Raw genomic sequence first — 18,756 nt, forward strand, 5'->3', positions numbered from 1 at the left:
GACATGGGCCGCGGATAATCGCTGCGGTTGCGCTGACGCCAGCCTCGCGCAAGGCGGACGCCGGAAACTGGGTGCGCGTCTGACGCGCCATGGATGGTCACGAATCATGGTTTCGCCGATTTCCGCCGTCACCTCTCGAGCGCCCAGCGTGCGCGCGCTGTCGCGCGTCTCGCAGGTCACGGCGAAAGCCGAAGCGGTGGAGGAGGAGACGAGCGTCACGACCGCGACGGCCGCCAAGCCGCCGCCCCCGCCCGGTCCCGGCCTGCGCGATGCGCTGCCCGCCGGCTATCGCAATTTCGCCATGCCGCTCGGCGCCGAATCCGACGAGCCGCTCGCCGGCGAGAATGCGCCCTTGCGGTCGGCCTATGGGCCGAGCGCGACGGCGCTCGCCGGCCTGCCGCGCCTGATCGGCGAGCGCATTCCGCTGCGCATCGTCATTCGCGAGGCGCAGACCGCCCTGCGCGCGGCGGCGGAGGCGCGCGGCGAGACGGTGCGGGAATTCCTCGACGCCGCCGACACCGTTCCGCGCGCGCGCCTGCCCTCGCGCAATTCAGCCGAGGCCACGCCGACGATTCGCGCCGCCCTTCTGGTCCGCGACGGCGAGCGCGACACGGCGACCATCGACCTCTATGTGACCAAGACAGGGCCGGGCGCCGTCGAGGCCGCCGCCTATGACCGCGATTTCGCTTCGCCCTCCGGCGGCTTTCCCTATGCCGCGCCGCCGCTCTTCATCGATCGCATCAATTTCGATCCCGCCTATCAGGCCGTGGTCTCGGCCGTCGCCAGCCCGCCACGCCGGCGCAGCGCTGCGAGCGTGGGCGGGGCGTCGCCGGTCGGCTCTATCGTCGTCACCACGGTCATCGGCGTCGCGACCTTCGTCGCCGTCATGCTGACGCTCGCCGCCGGCCAGCCTGTGTTCGCCGCCACGATCGCGCTGCTCGGCGCCATGGGCTTCGTCTACGCGCTGCGCGCGCGCTCGGCCTGAAGCGTCACGGCGGGAAATTCTCTCCCCCAGAAATTCTTGCGCTCCGGCGCGTCCCCCGCTAACCCTGCGGCCAGCCTCCGAAGCCCAAACAGGGAAGCCGCCGCATGAAAGCCCGCGTCATCGTCACCTTGAAGAACGGCGTGCTCGATCCGCAGGGCAAGGCCATAGAAGGCGCGCTCGCCTCGCTCGGCGTCGAGGGCGTCGGCGGCGTGCGGCAGGGCAAGGTGTTCGACATCGAGCTCGAGGGCTCCGACCGCGCCCTCGCCGAGGCGCGGCTGCGCGCAGCTTGCGAGAAGCTGCTCGCCAACACCGTCATCGAGAATTTCCAGATCGAGATCTGATCCCATGAAAGCCGCCGTCCTCGTCTTTCCGGGCTCCAATCGCGAAGGCGATATGGCGCGCGCGCTGCGTCAGGCCACCGGCCATGAGCCGGCTATGGTCTGGCATTCGCAGACCGAGCTGCCCGCGGGCACGGATCTCGTCGTGCTGCCCGGCGGCTTCTCCTATGGCGATTATCTGCGCTGCGGCGCCATCGCCGGCCGCGCCGCCATTATGGACGCGGTGCGCGCCCATGCCGCGCGCGGCGGGCTGACGCTCGGCGTCTGCAACGGCTTCCAGATTTTGTGCGAGGGCGGGCTGCTGCCGGGCGTGCTGATGCGCAACGCCAATCTGCGCTTCGTCTGCCGCATGCAGCATTTGCGCGTCGAGCGCGCCGACACCGCCTTCACCAGGCATTATCGGCAGGGCCAGACGATCGAGGTCGCCATCGCCCATGGCGAGGGCAATTACGAGGCCGATGACGAGACGATCGCCCGGCTCGAGGGCGAGGGGCTAGTCGCCTTCCGCTATTGCGATGCGCTCGGCCGCGTCGGCGGCGAGGCCAATCCCAACGGCTCACGCAACGATATCGCCGGAATCTTCTCCGAGCGCCGCAATGTGCTCGGCCTGATGCCCCACCCGGAAAATCTCATCGATCCGCTGGCCGGCGGAATCGACGGCCGGGGATTGTTCGAGAGCCTCGCGGCGGCGTGAGGCTGAACGGCGCGCGCTCCGTTATCCCTCGCGGCGCTTGATCCACATCAGCGCGAAAAAGGCCGCCGCGGCCGAGGCGAGGCAGAGCGCCGCCGCATAGAGCGTCCCCTGCTCATTATCGGCGAAGAACAGATTCTTCGTGTTCATGCCGAAGATGCCGGAGACGAGAGTCGGCGGCATCAAGAGCGTGCCGAGAATGGTCAGCACATAGAGCTGGCGATTGGTCTCCGCCGTGAAATTGGAGACGATCTCGTCCTGCAGCAGGCGCGCGCGCTCCTCCACCGCCTGCAGCTCCTGCTGCAGCGAATCGAAACGCTGCGTCAGCCGGCGCAGCGCCGCATGGGTCGGCGGCGTGACGCGCGGCGAGAACGCCGCCCGGGAAAAAACGCGCTGCCCATCGGCGAGCTCGCGCCGCAGCCGGATCGTCTGGCGGCGCAGCGCGCCGAGATCGCGCCGATCGTCATGCGCCTCGTCGTCCAGCACGCGATCCTCGATCTTGTTGAATTTGGCGAGAAGCTTCTCGAGGCCGGTGTCCATGGAGACGAGGCTGCGCGTCACCAGCGCCTCGAAGAGATCGAGCGGCGTTGGCAGCCGCTGGCCCTCCAACGCGGCCTGCCGAATGGCGGCGGTCGATTCGACGGCGTAGCGGCGGGCGGTGACGATGCAGCGCTCGGTGACGACGACGCGCAGCGGACGCAGCACATCTTCCTCGCGCTCGAGATCGCGGCCGTAATCGGCGATCACGCCCCACAGCGCCTGCTCGTCGGCGTCCAGCCGCTGATGGCTGTCCTGATCGATGAGCAGCGCGCGCGCCTCGGCCGGCATTTGCTGGCGGCCGGCGACCCAATCGCGATAGCGCAGGTCTGCGACATTGAGATGGACCCAGAAATAGCCGTCGGCGTCCGCATCGAGCTGCGAGGAATCGTGGTCGGCGACGAGCGTCGCCACGCTGTCCGCATCGAAGCGCATGACCCAGAGAAAGGGCGAATCGCCCGCGATCGCGCCGGCCGGCGGCATCGTCTTCATTTTCATGCGTCCCCGCGGGCGCGCGCCTTCGGCGGCCCGCCTCGGGTCCTCGCCATTAGAGGAGGGATGCGACGATTCGTCGACATGGGGCGGCACGGATGACCTTCAGGCTCATGCGTCGGCTTTTTGCGGCGCGCGCTCGAGCTCCTCGATCGGCTGCGGGAAGCGCCGGCGCCGCCGCTCCTCCGCCGCCTCGAAGGCTTTGCGCAGCGCGCGCCGCGCGGCGTTGGTGTGCGCCTCGGTGACGCGCGAGAAGAGGAAGCCGAAGACGACCGCCGCCGCCATTACCGCCGCCAGCACCAGCCAATGGACGGGCGTCGCCAGCTCGCGCGCCCATAGCGCGCCGAAATGCCGATCGGCCAGGGCGCGCGCCAGAATCAGCACCGGCATATGGACGCTGTAGAGCGAGAAGGAGAAATCGGCGAGCCGCCGATGCAGCTGCGGCTGGAACAGCGCCCAGCCCTGCTGCGGCCCGAAGCGCAGCGTCACCACGAGATTGAGGAAGAGGACGGCCGACAAAGTATCGGCGAGATCGGCGAGATAGGGGAATGCCTCGAGATTGGGGCCGCGCACCAGTAGGCGGATCGGGATGACGGCCATGACATAGAGCGCGAGCGCGATCCAGCGCGATTCGACGAGCGGGCGCCGCGCCAAAGTCGCCAGCGCGCCGAGGCCCCAGAGCAGATAGCCGAAACGAAACCAGCCGCCGGCGGGGATGGACATCACCACCAGAATGGCGAGGCCGAGCGCGAAGCCCGCCGCGCGCGTCCGCAGCGAATAGGCGCGGGCGAAGGGCAGCAGCAGCAGCGGGAAGGAGATGTAATACCAAAACTCGCAGGCGAGCGACCAGAGCGGCCCATTGGTGCCGAAGAAATCGCAATAGATCGCCGAGAGATTGGCCAGCGAGCCGAGAAAGAGATCGGCGCGATAATGGTCCTTGAAGACCGGCCAGTCATAGACGCCGCTGTCGCCGAACCAGCTGTGGCCGATCCAATCCACCGCCGCAGTGACGAGCAGCGCCGGCGCAAGGACCACATAGATGCGCGCGAAACGATGGATGAGATAATCGCGCAGAAAGGGCTTGTCCTTGCGCAATTGCGCCAGCACCGCGCCGCCGACCAGATAGCCCGAAATGGCGAAGAAGCCGACGACGGCCTGATGTCCGAGCTCGAAGCTGACAAAGAACCACCAAGCGTGGACGCTCGCCGCATGGGGCGCGCTCATTATGTCCGCGAGATTGACGAACATATTGGTGGAATGGACGGCGAGCACCAGCAGCGCGCCCACCCAACGGCATGCCTCGATGAATTGCGACAAGAGGACGGGCATGTGTCTCCGAAGGCTTTGGAGCGAACGGATCGCCCCAAATGAAAAAAGCAGGACAGGGCCGAGTTATAGCCCCTCGGCTCGACCTTGGCCAACCCAGCGGGCGCGCTCGCCGAGCCGCGCGCGCCGGTCCAGCGCGGCGACAGCCGCATGCAGAAGCCGCCGCAGCGCCGGCGTATGCGCCTCGGTCACACGCGAGAAGACGAAGGCCGTCGCGACGGCGACGAGGAGCAGCGCCGCCGTGACGAGCCAATGCGTCGGCGTCGGCAGAAGCTTGTGCCAGTCCGCGCCGAAAATATGGCCGGCTCCGGCCCAGAAGAAGAAAACGATCGGCATATGCGTGGCGTAGAGCGAGAAGGAGAAATCCGCGAGCCGGCGATGCAGCGCCGAATGTCCGAAAGCAAAGCCGCTTTCCGTAAAGCGCAGCGTCGTCAGCAGATTGGCGAGCGTCGCCGCGGTGAGGGCGTCGGCGATGTCGTGAAGAACCGGATGCGCCTCGAAGAGAGGCCCGCGCGCAGCGAGGCGGCCGACGACGAGCGCAACGAGAAAAATCCCCAGCGACAGATATTTGCCGGTGAGGAACGGGCGCGTCGCACGGGCCGCGAGCGCGCCCATGGTCCACAGCGCGAAGCCGAAGGGCACGCGCGAGGACGGCAGCGAGAGGAGTAGCAGCAGCAGCGCGCCGAGGGCGAAGGCGGCGAGGCGTGCAGGCTCCGAATAGGCGCGCGCCAAGGGAAGCGCCAGCAGCGGGAACAGCAGATAGTACCAGAACTCGCAGGCCAGCGACCACAGAGGGCCGTCTGTGCCGGCCTGCCCGGCCCAGATATTCTGCTGCATGACGAGCGTCGAGAGAATGCGCGAGGGCTCGAAGGCGCCCTCGAGGCCGGGAAGCTCATAGACGCCGGCGCCGGCGAAGAGCTCGCGGCCGAGCGCATCGAGGGCGAAGGTCAGCGCCAGCGCCGGGATCAGCACGAGATAAATGCGGGCGAAGCGATCGATGAAATAGGCGCGCAGGAAAGGCGTCCGCCGCTCCATGGCCGCAAAGACGCGGCCGCCGACGAGAAAGCCCGACAGCACGAAGAAAACCGTCACCGCCTGATGCGAGAAGGCGGTCAGGAACCACCAGAGATAGACCAGCGGCCCATGCGGCCCGACCATTATGTCGCTCAAGGAAATGAGCACATTGGCGTGGGCGAGCAGAACGGCGAGAGCGGCGAGCCAACGGGCGGCGTGAATGAAATCCGATAAAAAGACAGGCATGAAAAAAGTGCTCGTACGAAAAGGGCGCCGTCGAGGCTAGGGAAAGGAGCGCGCCGCGTCATCTTGCGGAAAGACCGCATGTCCGCGGCCATCCGGCATCAGCAGAGTTCCTCTGACTTGCTCCACTCAAATTGTTCGGCTGAACGCAAGGGGAACTCCGTCCGCGTCAGGAGCGCCTTCGGGTGACTAGAATACGTCTCATAATATAACAGGAAGCTCTGTCGTCCGGGGTTCTTCGAGTCGGACTAAAAAGTAGCTTGTATCCGGTTCGTTTTCCACCGCGGCTACTTTCGTGCTGATGGTCATCGTCGCGGCATAGTACTTAGGAAGCTGGACTGGATTCGATGCACTAATGGCCTTGTCGAAGGTTCCTCTAATAGGCTTTCCATCTACAACCATTTCAAATGTTTTTTCTGTCATGTTGACCTGGGTCAGCTCGCCGACATAGACGCCATTTTCTTTGGCGATTGCCACGCTCAAAGCGCCCGCGAGGCGGGATATTTCTTTCGGTTGGACACGAACTTCAAGCTTGGCGTCTTGTGAGCGCTGCCACACAATGTCAGCTCCGAGTCGAGCCTTCGCATTCTCCGTGGCCCATTGGAGGGTCTGACGCACAGCAGGGAGCCCGACGATTTCAGTCATTGCTTCAATTTTTTCTTTGCTCTCAGCACTGATAAGCTCAAACGTGCGCCCCATTGCCTCATCGAGCGGAGTTTTATCGATTAAGAGTCGCTCGTTAGCCAAAGTCATCATAAACCCTATCGAACCCGGGAATGTGTAAGCAAATCCAAACGCCGTTGCATCTAAAGATTCGGCGCTTACCTTCGCTGTCTTCTTTGGTCCGTTTGTTATAGCGTGATAGACACTTGTAAATATTTTCTGAAACGAGTTCAACGCAGCCGTTATGGCAGCAATTGTTGCTTGCCTTTGATCTTCAAACTCAATGCGGTAGCTGCACAAGTCAAAGCCAACTTCGTCCGCTGCTGCGGCGAATTGCTCTTCCAGATTTTCCCTGCGCTTTTGAATTGTTCGCAGGGTTGCCAAGACTGATGGAACGTTAGGATGCTTCGCAACAGTGCGTTCAGCGTGCGCGATCGCCGCTGCTACATCTTGAAGGTCGTATTGTATCTCCGCGAGCCGTCTCATTTAGGCTCCCCTTCAAGCTTCACCACAACGATACCCTTAGGGTCTTCTTCCCTACTAAACCCCCATTTGACCTTCCAATAAGCGTGCCACCAACCGCCTTCCTCATGAAGCTCGTGCCCTTCAGGGTATTCCAGCAGGGCATAGGAATCGCATTTGAGTTCCGCCTTCTGATTTTCAATCACCCAGTTGACAATTTCGCGATATCGTTCATCGGCGTTGTATCGTGTGCCGTCACAACGAACGACAACATCGATATCCTTCGGATCGATTTTCTCGGTCGTAAAACTCCCATCGACCCAAATCTCCCCATCCACCCCACAATCGGCCAGCCGTTCGACGAACCTTCGAAACCCCTCCATGATTAACTTCCTGGTGGAAGATAACGGGAATTGATTGACACATTTATCTTCAATGGCTTCCATCGAAAGATGGTGGAAGCCTAATTCGAAAAGTGGCGGGAAATCGGGCTGACGCTGCAACATGAGCCGGACGATAGCCGGACAGCTAAGATGTCTCAAGACCTACCGTGGCGATCACTGCCCCGGTCTATGCGTGGGCCGAGCGCAGCGGCAAAAGCTCGCCTCTGTGGGCTTGCTCCTGTATAGCTGGGCCGCGCAGGGGAGCGGCGAGCAGGAGCCAGGCTAGTGGAGAATTGGACGCCCGGAAGCTGGAGAGCGAGACCGATCGAGCAGACGCCGATCTATCAGGATCAGGCGGCGCTCGCCGATGTCGAGCGGCAGCTCGCCGGATTTCCGCCCCTCGTCTTCGCCGGCGAGGCGCGCAGCCTCAAGCGCTCGCTCGCCGAGGTCGCCGGCGGCCGCGCCTTTCTGCTGCAGGGCGGCGATTGCGCCGAGAGCTTCAGCGAGCATTCGGCCGACAATATCCGCGACTTCTTCCGCGTCTTCCTGCAAATGGCGGTGGTGCTGACCTATGCGGCGGCCTCGCCCGTGGTGAAGGTCGGCCGCATCGCCGGCCAATTCGCCAAGCCGCGCTCCGCCCCCACCGAGAAGCAGGGCGCGCTGGAGCTGCCGAGCTATCGCGGCGACATCATCAACGACATTGAATTCACCGCCGCCGCCCGCACGCCCGATCCGCAGCGCCAGCTGATGGCCTATCGGCAATCGGCGGCGACGCTCAACCTCATCCGCGCCTTCGCCACCGGCGGCTTCGCCAATCTCGTCAATGCGCATCGCTGGATGCTGGGCTTCGTGCGCAACAGCCCGCTCTCGGATCGCTATTCGCAGCTCGCCGATCACATCAGCGAGACGCTCGGCTTCATGCGCGCCATCGGCCTCGATCCCGAGCATCATCCAGAGCTGCGGCAGACGGATTTCTACACCTCTCACGAGGCGTTGCTGCTCGGCTATGAGCAGGCGCTGACCCGCGTCGATTCGCTCGAGGGCGGCTATTTCGCCACCTCCGGCCATTTCCTCTGGATCGGCGACCGCACGCGCCAGGAGGACGGCGCCCATATCGAATATCTCCGCGGCGTGCAAAACCCGATCGGCCTCAAATGCGGGCCGAGCCTGAAGCCGGACGCGCTGCTGCGCCTCATCGACAAGCTCGATCCGCAAAACGAGCCGGGGCGGCTGACGCTCATCTGCCGTTTCGGCTCCGACAAGGCCGCCGAGGCGCTGCCGCCGATCCTGCGCGCGGTCGCCCGCGAGGGGCGCAATGTCGTGTGGTGCTGCGACCCGATGCATGGCAACACGATCAGCGCCGGCGGCCGCAAGACTCGGCCCTTCGATCGCGTGATGGCGGAAATCCGCAATTTCTTCGAGGTTCACCGCGCCGAAGGCACCTACGCCGGCGGCATTCACCTCGAGATGACGGGGCAGAATGTCACCGAATGCATGGGCGGCGCGCGCGATATTTCCGAGCAGGAGCTGGGCGTGCGTTACGACACGACCTGCGATCCGCGCCTCAACGCCGAGCAGGCGATAGAGGTGGCCTTCCTCGTCGCAGAATTGCTGAAGGCCGAGCGGCTGGCGCGCGGCGCGCGGGATCAGGACGCGGCGGCGGAGTAGAGAATTTCTCCTTCTCCCTGCAATGCGGGGAGAAGGAAGACGGCAAATGCCGCGCGAAGCGATCAGCCGGAAGCCCGTATCACTCCGCCGCGGCGTGGACATTGGCGGCGCCCGGCCGCGGAGCGGCGAGGCGAGTGGCGATGACTATGGCCGCCAGCGTCGCCACATAGACGACGACCTGCAATGCCGTCGGCTGGTCGACATAGCCGATCAGCGTATGCAGCACGCGGCCGAAGAGGCTCGAATCCGGCAGCACGCCGGATGTGTCCCACACCGTCTGCGAGAGCGCGGTGACGATCCAGGCCTGTTGCAGAAAGCCCGCGCATTGCGCCGCGAGACCGGCCGCCAACAGCGTGATCATCGCCGTCGTCACGGCGAACAAATGCCGCGCCGGAATGGTGACGAGACCGAAATAGGTGAGCGCGCTGACGCCGGCGCCGAGCACGAGGCCGGCGAGGCCGCCCGCCAAGAGATCCGCCACAGTCTCTCCCGAAGCCAGGATTCCGTAGAGGAACAGCGCCACCTCCGAGCCCTCGCGCAGCACGGCGAGCGCGACGACCAGCGCCAGAGCCAAAAAGGATTTGTCGCCCGAGACGGCGGCGCGGCCGGCGGCCGCCAGCTCGCTGGCGAGCTCGCGGCCGTGGCGCGCCATCCAAATGTTGTGCGAGGCGAGCATCACCACCGCCACTGCGAGGACGCCGGCGTTGAACAGCTCCTGCCCGCGGCCCGCGACGGCCTGCGACAGCGCATCGGCGAACAGCGCGACGACGCCGGCGCCGAGCGCGCCCACGGCCACGCCGCCGAAGACATAGGCTCGCGAGCCGCGCGCGCCGCGCGTGACCGCGAGCACGATGCCGATGACGAGACCCGCCTCTATGACCTCGCGAAAGACGATGATGAGTGCGCCCAGCATGGTGTGATCCTTACTCGACGACGAGCTCGCCCTTGGCCGTATCCTCGTGATATTCGCCGACGAAATGATAGCGGCCGGGCTTCAGCGGGCGCACCCGCACGGTGATCTCGGCCTTGCCGGCGACCACTTTCTCGATCTTGAGCGCCTTGCTCTCGAACTCCTCCGGCGTCGAATCGAGATTCTTCACGACGATGGTGATCGGCTTGTCGGCGGGCGCATGCAGCTCGGCGGTCGAGAAGCGATGATCCTTGATGGAGATTTCGAGAGAGGTCTCGTCGGCCGCGACGGCGGCGCCGACGCCCGCCGCGAGAACGGCGGCGACGAGAAGAATACGGGAGGATGTCATTTCACGCCTTTCGATGAATCGTTTCGACGCCTTCGCCCACGCCCCGCGTGATGCGAAGCAAGAACCGGCCCACCGTCATGCGCGAGGCGGACGTCGCGAGGCCCGCCCATGAATGCGCTACAGCTTGAATATGAAGGTAGTTAAAGGGCCGCCGCGCCACAACGGCGCGAGTTGAGATTGCTTCCAATCTGGACTCGGCGAAACGCCGCGGCCTCGCTCAGCCCGGATAGCCGTGACGCGCCTTGCTCGCATGCACCAGAGCGACGGCCTGAGCGTCGCGCCCCACCGAGCAGGCCGAGGCGGCGGCGGCGATCTCATTTTGGATCGTCGCATAGACGCCCTGAGTCACGTGACCCATGGCGAGGTCATTGTCCATGATCGCGCGATATCGGCGGATGGCGTTCGCGCAGCCGGAGCCGTCGGGAAGCTCGAAGCCCGCCGGCGTCGTGTTGCGCGTCGCGAGCGCCGGCGCCTCGGCAACGGCGACGGGCTGCGCGGAGTTGCAGGCGGCGAGGCACAGCGCCGCGATGATCGGGACGAAGAGCTTTGCGGATGTCATGGCGAAACCGAAATTCCTCGCATTATCGGACTGACTGCGGATGATTGACTGTCGGCGACGCGCCGAGCAAGTCGAAATTTCCCACCCTCTCACCGCGCGGGCGAATTTTGTGAAAGCAAGCCGCTGTGAAGCTCGCAATGGCTCGGACACTCTCTCCAGAACCGATCAGATCGGCAGTGGCGACGGCTCCGTGGGAATCAATTCGCAATAGAGCGACATCGAGGACGTGGACCGCACCGCATCATGGTGCACTCTATTTCTATCTCCGAAGCGGGCGATCCATATAGAAAGCCGACGTCGAGAATTTCTCTTCCAAAACCCACCCATCGGCGTTCGATAATCCATCCGCCGCGATGGTCTTTCGAGCGATCATACGAAATATTCAATCCTCGAGCATATTCCTCTGAATTAAGCGCGCCCTGGTGTTTTTTCATGAATGCTTGAATAATATAATTATCCTTCACTTGGCGAATTGCGCTCTCATCGCTGGCCACTTCTTCTTTTACCGAAGCGCATCCCCACCGATATTCGACGGCGGTATCGAGCAAATCTTTGGCAAAAGCGACGCAAAAGACGAAGATCGAAACGGCGAGTATACAAAACATCACGCGCATCGAGGAGATGACGGCGCGATAAAGCATCGGGCCTCACTCACTCAAAAGGCGCGCGACGAAGGCCTCTATGCCCGGCAGGCGCCGCGGCCGGCGCTGACGCTCGGCGCGCAATATTGCGAGAAGATCGTCGAAGCTGCGCTGCAGATCGTCGTTGACCAGCACATAATCGTAATGCTTCCAGCGCTGAATCTCATTGCGCGCATTCTCGAGACGGCGCTCGATCGCCTCGCGCGAATCTTCCGCGCGGCGCTCGAGACGCGCGCGCAGCTCTTTCATCGACGGCGGCAGAATGAACACGGTGACAGTGTCCGCGGCCATCTTGTCGCGCACCTGCTGCGTGCCCTGATAATCGATATCGAAAAGCGCATCGCGGCCGTCGCGCAAAATCTCATCCACCGGCCCGCGCGGCGTGCCGTAATAATTGCCATGCACCTCGGCCCATTCCAGCAATTCCCCATTGTCGCGCATCGACTCGAAGCGGCTCTTGGAGATGAAGGAATAATGGATGCCGTCGACCTCGCTCGAGCGGCGCGGCCGCGTCGTCACCGAAATGGAGAGGGTGAGGTCGAGCTCACGGTTCTGCAGCAGCATGCGCGTCAGCGTCGTCTTCCCCGCGCCGGAGGGCGAAGAGAGTATGAGGACGATTCCGCGGCGGTCTGGCGTTGTGGGCATCTCAGGTCCAGCGAATAGCGAGTGGCGAATGGAGCGCGTCTTTCGCGCTACTCCCTATTCGCTATTTTCTCCTCACTCAATATTCTGCACCTGCTCGCGCCATTGCTCCACCTCGATCTTGAGGTCGAGGCCGAGGGCGGTGAGCGCGCCATCGTTGGATTTGGCGCAGAGCGTGTTGGTCTCGCGCGACAATTCCTGGGCGAGGAAATCGAGGCGGCGGCCGATCGGGCCGCCCTTCGCTATCAGCGCGCCGGCGCTGACCACATGGGCCTTCAGCCGGTCCAGCTCCTCGCGAATGTCGGCCTTTACCGCGAGCAGCACCGACTCCTGATGCAGGCGCTGCGCATCGAACGAATGGCCCGTCTCCAGCAGCGCCGCGATCTGGCTCGCGAGCCGCGCGCGCACCGCCTCGGCCGAGCGGCCGGGCAGCGCCTCCGCCTGCGCGGTCAATTCGCCGATGCGCGCGAGCCGCGCCGTCAGCACATCGCCAATGGCCGCGCCTTCGGAAGCGCGCGAGGCGGTCAAAGCCTCGAGCGCCTCCGCCAAAGTCGCCAGCACGCACACGTCGAGGGCGTTGCGCTGCTCCTCATCGTCCTCCAGCTCTATCACCTCGACAATGCCGCGCACGGCGAGCAGGCCGTCGAGAGAAGCCGGCCGCAAGGATGCGTGCAGCGGCACATCGTCCAGCGCCTTGAGCAGACGCTCGAGCGCGGGGCGATTGATGCGCGTCTCGACCACAGCGTCGTCGCGACGCGCGGTGAGATTGGCGAAGCAGGAGCCGCGAGCGATGCGGCCGGAGATGAGCGCGCGCGCCTTCACCTCCACCGCATCGAAATTGGGCGGGACGCGCAGCCGCAGATCCAGCCCTTTGGAATTGACGGTCTTGATTTCCCAAGCGTAGCGCCACGGTCCGAGACTGTCGTGAGCGCGGGCGAAGCCGGTCATGCTGGCGAGAGACATTGCGATCCTAGGTAGGGCGAATTGCGAGCAGCGGGTCGGCGATCTCTCTACGCGCTTCCATCACCGAAACTTCGCCACATCCGGCACGGTCTTGGCGGAGTTCAAATCCCAGCCGCGATCCCGCAACGGATCGAGCGCCGTGCCTTCCGAAGCGTCGAAGGCGCGCGCGCGGGCGGCGCGCGGCGGCTGACCGGCGTCGGCCGAAGCGGAGAGCGGCAAGGGGCGCTCCACGGGCCGCTCCTCGACCGCCAAGCCCAGCCGCGCGGCGCGGGCGCGCTGCTCGGCGCGCAGAGCGGCGGAAACCGGATAGCTCGCCGAATCGAGACCATCGTCCTCGGCCAGCTCGTCGGAGCCGGCCTGTGAGTCGTCCGCCGCGGCGGCGATCATCGTGACGGCGGCGCGCGCCTCGGGCTGGGCGCGCTGGGCGAATTGCGTGGTGAACAGCGGCGGCGCGACGAGCGCCACAGCGGCGCGCTCGGCCGTGAGCCGCAGGCTCTCCTCATTGTCGCCCGCATATTCGAACGGGATGGACGGCAGAGCGGCGCCGATTCGCTTCAGCGCGCCATGGCGCGGATCGGCCGCCGTCACAGTCTCCATCTGCGCATCGGCCAGCGCCACGAGCCGGCCGAAAGCCGCGTCGCCGCGCTTTTCCCGCGGGGCGGGCTGCGTCGGCCCGACGACGGCGCCAGGCTCCAGACGATCGACGCCCAAGGCGCGATCCTTCTCGATCTGCCGCCAGCGCTGGACGTTGCGCGAATGCTGCTCGAGCGTCTCGGCGAAGACATGGCCGCCGGTTCCGTCGGCGACGAAATAGAGCTCCTGCGTGCGCGAGGGATTGGCGACGGCCTCCAGCGCCGCGCGGCCCGGATTGGCGATCGGCCCCGGCGGCAGGCCCTCGATCGCATAGGTGTTATAGGGCGTCCACTTCTCGACTTCGGACTTCAAAATTCCGCGGCCGAGCGTCGCGCGCCCGCCGACGAGGCCGTAGACGATGGTGGGGTCCGACTGCAGCCGCATGCCCTTGCGCAGACGATTGACGAAGACGGCGGCGACGCGCGGCCGCTCATCGGCCTTGCCGGTCTCCTTTTCGACGATGGAGGCGAGCGTCACCAGCTCGAAGGGCGTCTTGACGGGAAGGTCGGGATTGCGGCGCGCCCAGATCTGATCGAGCAGCTTGCGCTGATCCTCCTGCATTTTCAGCAGCAGCTTGGCGCGCGGATAGCCGCGCGCGACCTTATAGGTCTCCGGCAGCAGCGCGCCCTCCTTGGGCAGTTCCGCCATGTCGCCGGCGAGCACATCGCTCTCGCGCAGGCGCGAGACGATCTGATCCGTCGTCAGCCCCTCGGGAATGGTCACGCCATGCAGAATCTGGCGGCCGTTGATGAGCTCGTCCATCACCTCGCGCAGGCTGGCGTTCTGCTTGAAGGCGTATTCGCCGGGCTTCAGCTTGCCGCGCACGCCCTCGATCAGCAGAGCGATGTTCATCAGCATGGGATTGTCGATGACGCCATCGCGCTCGAGCTGCGCCATAATCTCGGGAACATCGCTATGCGGGGCGATATAGACGATCTTCTCGGCGGCGAGCGGGCCGGGCTCGCGCAGCTTGTGCAGCACGGCGATGAGACCGAAAACGCCGGCGACGGCGACGACCAGCAGCAGCGAGAGCAGGCTGCTGAGCGCGGAGAGCGTTCCCTCGCGCTTGCGGCGCGGCGGGGGCGGCGGCGGAGCGTCCGCGCCGCCGGAGCTGCGCAGGCTGGCGCGGCGGCGAAAGAAAGAGGAGGATTCGCGGCTCTGAGACGGCTGGCCCTCGGCCTCCTGACCCTTCGCGTCCGGCCCCTTGGCCTCGGATGCGCCGTCCTTCGGCGTCTCGGACGAATCGTTGGGAGCATCGCTCATCGGGAAACTCCGTCTCTTTGGTTCCGGGCCGTGTCGTGATTCGGATCACACCGACCAGAAAAACGCGACGGACCGACAAACAAAACGCCGCCTCGGCGGCTCGCCGAGGAGGATTGCGACGACTTTACGGCGCTTGCGCGTCCGTTACCCTATCGTTCTTTGTGGCGAAATCAGGAACGCTCCCACGTCCACAGCCGCGACCGAAGGCGCGGCGGCCCCGCTACTGCGGACGCCGGAAGACGAGGGACGCGTTTGTGCCGCCGAAACCAAAGGAGTTGGACAAGACGATATCGATCTTACGCTCACGCGCCTTGTGCGGCACGAGGTCTATTTCGGTCGCGACCGAGGGATTGTCCAGATTGCGCGTGGGCGGCGCGACGCCATGGGTGAGCGCCAGAATGGAATAGATCGCCTCCACGGCGCCCGCCGCGCCGAGCAGATGCCCGATCGCCGATTTGGTCGAGGACATGGACAGGCTGGGAGCCTCATTGCCGATGAGGCGATGCACGGCCTGCAGCTCGATCTCGTCGCCGAGCGGCGTCGAGGTGCCGTGGGAGTTCACATAATCGACATCCGACACGCGCAGGCCGGCGCGCTTCAGCGCGATCTCCATGCAGCGATAGGCGCCGTCGCCATCCGGCGCGGGGGCCGTTATGTGATAGGCGTCGCCGGACATGCCATAGCCGATCAGCTCGGCGTAAATTCGCGCGCCGCGCGCCACGGCGTGCTCATAGGATTCGAGGACGACGCAGCCGGCGCCCTCGCCCATCACGAAGCCATCGCGATCGCGATCATAGGGGCGCGAGCCGGCCTCGGGACGATCGTTGAAGCCGGTGGACAGCGCCTTGCAGGCCGCAAAGCCCGCGACGCCGATGCGATTGACCGGCGATTCGGCGCCGCCCGCCACCATCACCTCCGCCTCGCCGAGGGCGATCAGCCGGCCCGCATCGCCAATGGCGTGCGCGCCGGTGGAGCAGGCGGTGACGACCGCGTGATTCGGCCCTTTGAGGCCGTGCATGATCGACACATAGCCGGAAGCCAGATTGATGATGCGGCCCGAGATGAAGAAGGGCGACACGCGTCGCGGGCCTTTCTCCTTCAACGTGATGGACGTCTCATAAATGCCGCCGAGCCCGCCGATGCCGGAGCCGATCAGCACGCCGGTCGTATTCTGCTTCTCCGACGTGTCCGCCTTCCATCCGGCGTCGGCCAGCGCCTGAGTGGCCGCAGCGACTCCATAGATAATGAAGTCGTCGACTTTGCGCTGTTCCTTCGGCTCGAACCAGGCGTCCGGATCGAAGGTTCCATTGGAACCGTCGCCGCGCGGCACGAAACCTGCTATCTGACACGGGAGATCCGACGCCTCGAAGGTGTCGATGCGGCGAAAGCCGTGTTCTCCGGCGATCAGCCGCCGCCAATTGACGTCCACGCCACAGCCCAACGGCGAAACGATGCCGAGTCCGGTGACCACCACCCTGCGCATGGATTCTCTCGAGAGCTATGCCTTGCAGTTCATTGAAAATCTCGAAAACGCGGAAGCGCGGATCGTTCGACGATCCGCGTCGCGTCGGCCAGTGGCCTCAAGCCGCTTTGGCTTTTTCGAGATAGTTGATCGCGTCGCCGACGGTGTTGATCTTCTCGGCCTCTTCGTCCGGGATCTCGACGCCGAACTCCTCCTCGAAGGCCATGACCAGCTCGACGGTATCGAGAGAATCGGCCCCGAGATCGTCGACGAAAGACGCCTCCGGCTTCACCTCTTCTTCTTTGACGCCGAGATGTTCGACAACGATACTCTTAACGCGCGGGGCGATATCGCTCATCTGCTCTGATCCTCGTTCGATCGATCTGCTGACACCGATTTGGCGGATCCAGAGTCCGGCTCGGACCGCGCTCGATCGTTTCAGGGGTAAACTACGTCACATTTCTGCGGTTTCGCTCGCGCGACCCGCGGAAACGTCGCCATCAGGAGGCGAGCTTTTTCGCCAGCCCGAATTGCTCTTTGCGGCGTCGCCCCCGGCCAGCGACGCGTCTGGTAGCATAATTAATTCGCCGTGGCGAGAGGCGCCCCGCAGCAAATCCTAAGCTTTCAGATCATCGCCATGCCGCCGTTCACATGCAGCGTCTGGCCGGTGACGTAGGCCGATTCGTCGCTCGAGAGATAGACGACGGCGGCCGCGACATCCGCGCCCGTCCCCAGCCTCCCGGCCGGCACGGCGCGCAGAATCGTCTGTTTCTGCGTCTCGTTCAGCGCGTCGGTCATCGGGCTCTCGATAAAGCCGGGCGCCACGCAATTGACGGTTATGCCGCGCGAGGCGACCTCGGCCGCCAATGATTTGGTCATGCCGATCATGCCGGCCTTGGCGGCGGCGTAATTCCCCTGGCCCGCGTTGCCGGTGACGCCGACGACCGAGGTGATGCCGATGATGCGGCCGAAGCGCTTGCGCATCATGCCGCGCAGCGCCGCTCGCGACAGGCGGAAGGCCGAGGTGAGATTGACGTTCAGCACCGCGTCCCAATCCTCGTCCTTGAGGCGCATGAACAGCATGTCGCGGGTAATGCCGGCGTTGTTGACCAGAATGTCGAGCCCGCCCATGGCCTTTTCCGCCGCCGGGACCAGCGCCTCGGCCTGCGCCTTGTCGGAAAGGTCGCAGGGGAGAATATGGACTCGCTCGCCGAGCTCGGAAGCCAGCGTCGCGAGCGCTTCCTCGCGCGTGCCCGAAAGCGCCACGACCGCGCCGCTCTTGTGCAGGGCGCGCGCGATGTCCCGGCCGATGCCGCCGCTCGCGCCGGTGACCAGCGCCGTCTTGCCGCTCAGATCGAACATCTCTCTCCCCCTCGCCGCCGCTGTGCTCGCGCGGCTTCGCGAAACTCTATGCGCCTCTATAGGGCGCCGCGCGCGCGGCGCGCAATCTCGCCGCCTCGCCGGCCTCTATGTCGCATTAGGTAGTTTTGCGGAGAGCGGGTCGGCCTCAGTTATAGTATAAAAATAATGTATCCAAAATTACTTAGGGGTGCTTTTTTATCACACCGACAAAAGAAATGGCCGGCGGGATCGTTTATAGCCTTTTTCGGCGTTTACAGTGTCAGGGATTTACGAAATCTTCGCCCGCAGCGGTTCGAATGCTTGCGTTGGTGGGGTCGAACGGCGTGTTTGGCGTGCTTGCGCCGCTTTATAGAGGATTGAGGAGCCATCTAATGAAAACCAGGATTTCCCTTCTCGCGGTCTTTTCGGCTCTGCTCGCCGGATCGGCCAGCGCCGCTGATCTGCCCTCTCGCAAGGAAGTCGCCGTCGCCTTCGTCCCGCCGCCGGCTTTCTCCTGGACCGGCCCCTATGTTGGTTTGAACCTCGGCGGCGGCTGGCTCGATCGCGGCAACAACAACAATAATTGGGGCTGGAACAACAACAGCAACAACACCAGCGGCGGCGTTGTCGGCGGTGGCCAGATCGGCTGGAACTATCAGATTTCGCCGCTCTTCGTCGTTGGTCTCGAGAGCGATATTCAGGGCACCAGCATCGGCAGCGGCAACAACAACAATAATTGGTGGGGCGGCTTGGGCGGCGTCGATCGCGCCAAGGTTCCGTGGTTCGGCACGGTGCGCGGCCGCCTCGGCCTGGCGCTGCTCGATTCGCGCCTGCTGATCTACGGCACCGGCGGCTTCGCCTATGGCGAGGTGAGACATCCGTTCAACGGCGGCTTCTGGTGGGGCAACAACAATAACAATGACGTGCGCGGCGGCTGGACGGCCGGCGGCGGCGTCGAATGGGCCTTCCTGCCCAATTGGTCGGCCAAGATCGAATATCTCTACACGGAGCTCAACGACAACAATAACAACAATAATTGGGGTGTGCTGGGTCCAGTTCTGTTCCCGCAGCTCCCCGCCACGACCTGGGGCTCCAATTGGAACCGCCACACGCGCATCAACACTGTGCGCGCCGGCATCAACTATCACTTCAATCTCTTCACCCCCGCTCCCGTGGTGGCGAGATACTGAA

20 protein-coding genes are annotated in these 18,756 nt (G+C 64.6%); 5 read left to right on the forward strand and 15 right to left on the reverse strand.

The features are described 5' to 3' along the window. Window positions 1-106 precede the first annotated feature (106 nt). From A1351_RS18405 to purQ, 3 genes are all read left to right on the forward strand, one after another. Complete coding sequence (locus tag A1351_RS18405) at window positions 107-985, forward strand: hypothetical protein (protein WP_064033650.1); 879 nt, start codon at window positions 107-109, stop codon at window positions 983-985. 104 nt (window positions 986-1,089) lie between these two features. Then, on the forward strand, window positions 1,090-1,326 hold the full coding sequence (gene purS, locus A1351_RS18410) for a phosphoribosylformylglycinamidine synthase subunit PurS (protein WP_026599801.1): 237 nt from the start codon (window positions 1,090-1,092) through the stop codon (window positions 1,324-1,326). 4 nt (window positions 1,327-1,330) lie between these two features. Beyond that, window positions 1,331-2,017 (forward strand): phosphoribosylformylglycinamidine synthase subunit PurQ, encoded by a 687-nt coding sequence (purQ, locus tag A1351_RS18415; RefSeq protein ID WP_064033651.1) that lies wholly within the window; start codon window positions 1,331-1,333, stop codon window positions 2,015-2,017. A gap of 21 nt (window positions 2,018-2,038) precedes the next feature. Here the strand turns inward: purQ and A1351_RS18420 are convergent, their stop codons facing one another. From A1351_RS18420 to A1351_RS18440, 5 genes are all read right to left on the reverse strand, one after another. Beyond that, complete coding sequence (locus tag A1351_RS18420) at window positions 2,039-3,043, reverse strand: CorA family divalent cation transporter (RefSeq protein WP_245291681.1); 1,005 nt, start codon at window positions 3,041-3,043, stop codon at window positions 2,039-2,041. Between the two features lie 111 nt (window positions 3,044-3,154). Further along, window positions 3,155-4,372 carry an acyltransferase gene (locus A1351_RS18425; RefSeq protein WP_064033653.1) on the reverse strand — a complete coding sequence of 406 codons (1,218 nt, stop codon included), beginning with the start codon at window positions 4,370-4,372 and terminating at the stop codon, window positions 3,155-3,157. Between the two features lie 63 nt (window positions 4,373-4,435). Next, window positions 4,436-5,629 carry an acyltransferase gene (locus tag A1351_RS18430; RefSeq protein ID WP_064033654.1) on the reverse strand — a complete coding sequence of 398 codons (1,194 nt, stop codon included), beginning with the start codon at window positions 5,627-5,629 and terminating at the stop codon, window positions 4,436-4,438. 198 nt (window positions 5,630-5,827) lie between these two features. After that, window positions 5,828-6,775, reverse strand: a complete 948-nt coding sequence (locus A1351_RS24895; protein ID WP_157096371.1) for a hypothetical protein — start codon at window positions 6,773-6,775, stop codon at window positions 5,828-5,830. Continuing rightward, entirely contained in the window at window positions 6,772-7,257 is a 486-nt protein-coding gene (locus A1351_RS18440; RefSeq protein ID WP_157096372.1) for a hypothetical protein, read from the reverse strand. Before A1351_RS18440 ends, A1351_RS24895 begins: the two co-directional genes overlap by 4 nt. Before the next feature lie 162 nt (window positions 7,258-7,419). On the opposite strand from A1351_RS18440, the gene A1351_RS18445 reads away from it, so the two are divergent. Next, complete coding sequence (locus A1351_RS18445; RefSeq protein WP_064033657.1) at window positions 7,420-8,802, forward strand: class II 3-deoxy-7-phosphoheptulonate synthase; 1,383 nt, start codon at window positions 7,420-7,422, stop codon at window positions 8,800-8,802. A gap of 79 nt (window positions 8,803-8,881) precedes the next feature. Here the strand turns inward: A1351_RS18445 and A1351_RS18450 are convergent, their stop codons facing one another. From A1351_RS18450 to fabG, 10 genes are all read right to left on the reverse strand, one after another. Continuing rightward, window positions 8,882-9,715 (reverse strand): FTR1 family protein, encoded by an 834-nt coding sequence (locus A1351_RS18450; RefSeq protein WP_064033658.1) that lies wholly within the window; start codon window positions 9,713-9,715, stop codon window positions 8,882-8,884. A gap of 10 nt (window positions 9,716-9,725) precedes the next feature. Continuing rightward, window positions 9,726-10,061 (reverse strand): cupredoxin domain-containing protein, encoded by a 336-nt coding sequence (locus A1351_RS18455; RefSeq protein ID WP_064033659.1) that lies wholly within the window; start codon window positions 10,059-10,061, stop codon window positions 9,726-9,728. 217 nt (window positions 10,062-10,278) lie between these two features. Continuing rightward, complete coding sequence (locus A1351_RS18460; protein ID WP_064033660.1) at window positions 10,279-10,620, reverse strand: hypothetical protein; 342 nt, start codon at window positions 10,618-10,620, stop codon at window positions 10,279-10,281. Window positions 10,621-10,817: 197 nt separating this feature from the next. Then, window positions 10,818-11,261: a hypothetical protein gene (locus A1351_RS24900; protein WP_157096373.1), complete on the reverse strand. Its 444-nt coding sequence runs from the start codon at window positions 11,259-11,261 to the stop codon at window positions 10,818-10,820. 6 nt (window positions 11,262-11,267) lie between these two features. Beyond that, a complete protein-coding gene (gmk, locus tag A1351_RS18465; protein WP_064033661.1) occupies window positions 11,268-11,906 on the reverse strand; it encodes a guanylate kinase in 639 nt (212 codons plus the stop codon). Window positions 11,907-11,978: 72 nt separating this feature from the next. After that, window positions 11,979-12,866 carry a YicC/YloC family endoribonuclease gene (locus A1351_RS18470; RefSeq protein ID WP_064033662.1) on the reverse strand — a complete coding sequence of 296 codons (888 nt, stop codon included), beginning with the start codon at window positions 12,864-12,866 and terminating at the stop codon, window positions 11,979-11,981. A gap of 60 nt (window positions 12,867-12,926) precedes the next feature. Beyond that, on the reverse strand, window positions 12,927-14,762 hold the full coding sequence (gene mltG, locus A1351_RS18475) for an endolytic transglycosylase MltG (RefSeq protein WP_064033663.1): 1,836 nt from the start codon (window positions 14,760-14,762) through the stop codon (window positions 12,927-12,929). A gap of 220 nt (window positions 14,763-14,982) precedes the next feature. After that, window positions 14,983-16,245, reverse strand: coding sequence for a beta-ketoacyl-ACP synthase II (gene fabF, locus A1351_RS18480; protein ID WP_024878156.1), 1,263 nt, complete (start codon window positions 16,243-16,245; stop codon window positions 14,983-14,985). A 97-nt stretch (window positions 16,246-16,342) separates the two neighbouring features. Beyond that, window positions 16,343-16,582 carry an acyl carrier protein gene (locus A1351_RS18485; protein ID WP_024878155.1) on the reverse strand — a complete coding sequence of 80 codons (240 nt, stop codon included), beginning with the start codon at window positions 16,580-16,582 and terminating at the stop codon, window positions 16,343-16,345. A 266-nt stretch (window positions 16,583-16,848) separates the two neighbouring features. Further along, entirely contained in the window at window positions 16,849-17,586 is a 738-nt protein-coding gene (gene fabG / locus A1351_RS18490) for a 3-oxoacyl-[acyl-carrier-protein] reductase (RefSeq protein WP_018267301.1), read from the reverse strand. Window positions 17,587-17,957: 371 nt separating this feature from the next. Here fabG and A1351_RS18495 point away from each other — a divergent pair, with 371 nt between their 5' ends. Further along, the gene (locus A1351_RS18495) at window positions 17,958-18,755 is read left to right on the forward strand and encodes an outer membrane protein (protein ID WP_024878154.1); all 798 of its coding nucleotides are present in this window, start codon (window positions 17,958-17,960) and stop codon (window positions 18,753-18,755) included. Window position 18,756 lies beyond the last annotated feature (1 nt).

It is taken from the genome of Methylosinus sp. R-45379, assembly GCF_001644125.1.
In the GTDB taxonomy this organism is placed as follows: domain Bacteria; phylum Pseudomonadota; class Alphaproteobacteria; order Rhizobiales; family Beijerinckiaceae; genus Methylosinus.

Bases quoted from the DNA above. Each gene is read 5' to 3' on its own strand.
- A1351_RS18405 (WP_064033650.1), top strand. From the start codon at position 107: ATGGTTTCGCCGATTTCCGCCGTCACCTCTCGAGCGCCCAGCGTGCGC.
- purS (WP_026599801.1), top strand. From the start codon at position 1,090: ATGAAAGCCCGCGTCATCGTCACCTTGAAGAACGGCGTGCTCGATCCG.
- purQ (WP_064033651.1), top strand. From the start codon at position 1,331: ATGAAAGCCGCCGTCCTCGTCTTTCCGGGCTCCAATCGCGAAGGCGAT.
- A1351_RS18420 (WP_245291681.1), bottom strand. From the start codon at position 3,043: ATGAAGACGATGCCGCCGGCCGGCGCGATCGCGGGCGATTCGCCCTTT.
- A1351_RS18425 (WP_064033653.1), bottom strand. From the start codon at position 4,372: ATGCCCGTCCTCTTGTCGCAATTCATCGAGGCATGCCGTTGGGTGGGC.
- A1351_RS18430 (WP_064033654.1), bottom strand. From the start codon at position 5,629: ATGCCTGTCTTTTTATCGGATTTCATTCACGCCGCCCGTTGGCTCGCC.
- A1351_RS24895 (WP_157096371.1), bottom strand. From the start codon at position 6,775: ATGAGACGGCTCGCGGAGATACAATACGACCTTCAAGATGTAGCAGCG.
- A1351_RS18440 (WP_157096372.1), bottom strand. From the start codon at position 7,257: ATGTTGCAGCGTCAGCCCGATTTCCCGCCACTTTTCGAATTAGGCTTC.
- A1351_RS18450 (WP_064033658.1), bottom strand. From the start codon at position 9,715: ATGCTGGGCGCACTCATCATCGTCTTTCGCGAGGTCATAGAGGCGGGT.
- A1351_RS18455 (WP_064033659.1), bottom strand. From the start codon at position 10,061: ATGACATCCTCCCGTATTCTTCTCGTCGCCGCCGTTCTCGCGGCGGGC.
- A1351_RS18460 (WP_064033660.1), bottom strand. From the start codon at position 10,620: ATGACATCCGCAAAGCTCTTCGTCCCGATCATCGCGGCGCTGTGCCTC.
- A1351_RS24900 (WP_157096373.1), bottom strand. From the start codon at position 11,261: ATGCTTTATCGCGCCGTCATCTCCTCGATGCGCGTGATGTTTTGTATA.
- gmk (WP_064033661.1), bottom strand. From the start codon at position 11,906: ATGCCCACAACGCCAGACCGCCGCGGAATCGTCCTCATACTCTCTTCG.
- A1351_RS18470 (WP_064033662.1), bottom strand. From the start codon at position 12,866: ATGTCTCTCGCCAGCATGACCGGCTTCGCCCGCGCTCACGACAGTCTC.
- mltG (WP_064033663.1), bottom strand. From the start codon at position 14,762: ATGAGCGATGCTCCCAACGATTCGTCCGAGACGCCGAAGGACGGCGCA.
- fabF (WP_024878156.1), bottom strand. From the start codon at position 16,245: ATGCGCAGGGTGGTGGTCACCGGACTCGGCATCGTTTCGCCGTTGGGC.
- A1351_RS18485 (WP_024878155.1), bottom strand. From the start codon at position 16,582: ATGAGCGATATCGCCCCGCGCGTTAAGAGTATCGTTGTCGAACATCTC.
- fabG (WP_018267301.1), bottom strand. From the start codon at position 17,586: ATGTTCGATCTGAGCGGCAAGACGGCGCTGGTCACCGGCGCGAGCGGC.
- A1351_RS18495 (WP_024878154.1), top strand. From the start codon at position 17,958: ATGAAAACCAGGATTTCCCTTCTCGCGGTCTTTTCGGCTCTGCTCGCC.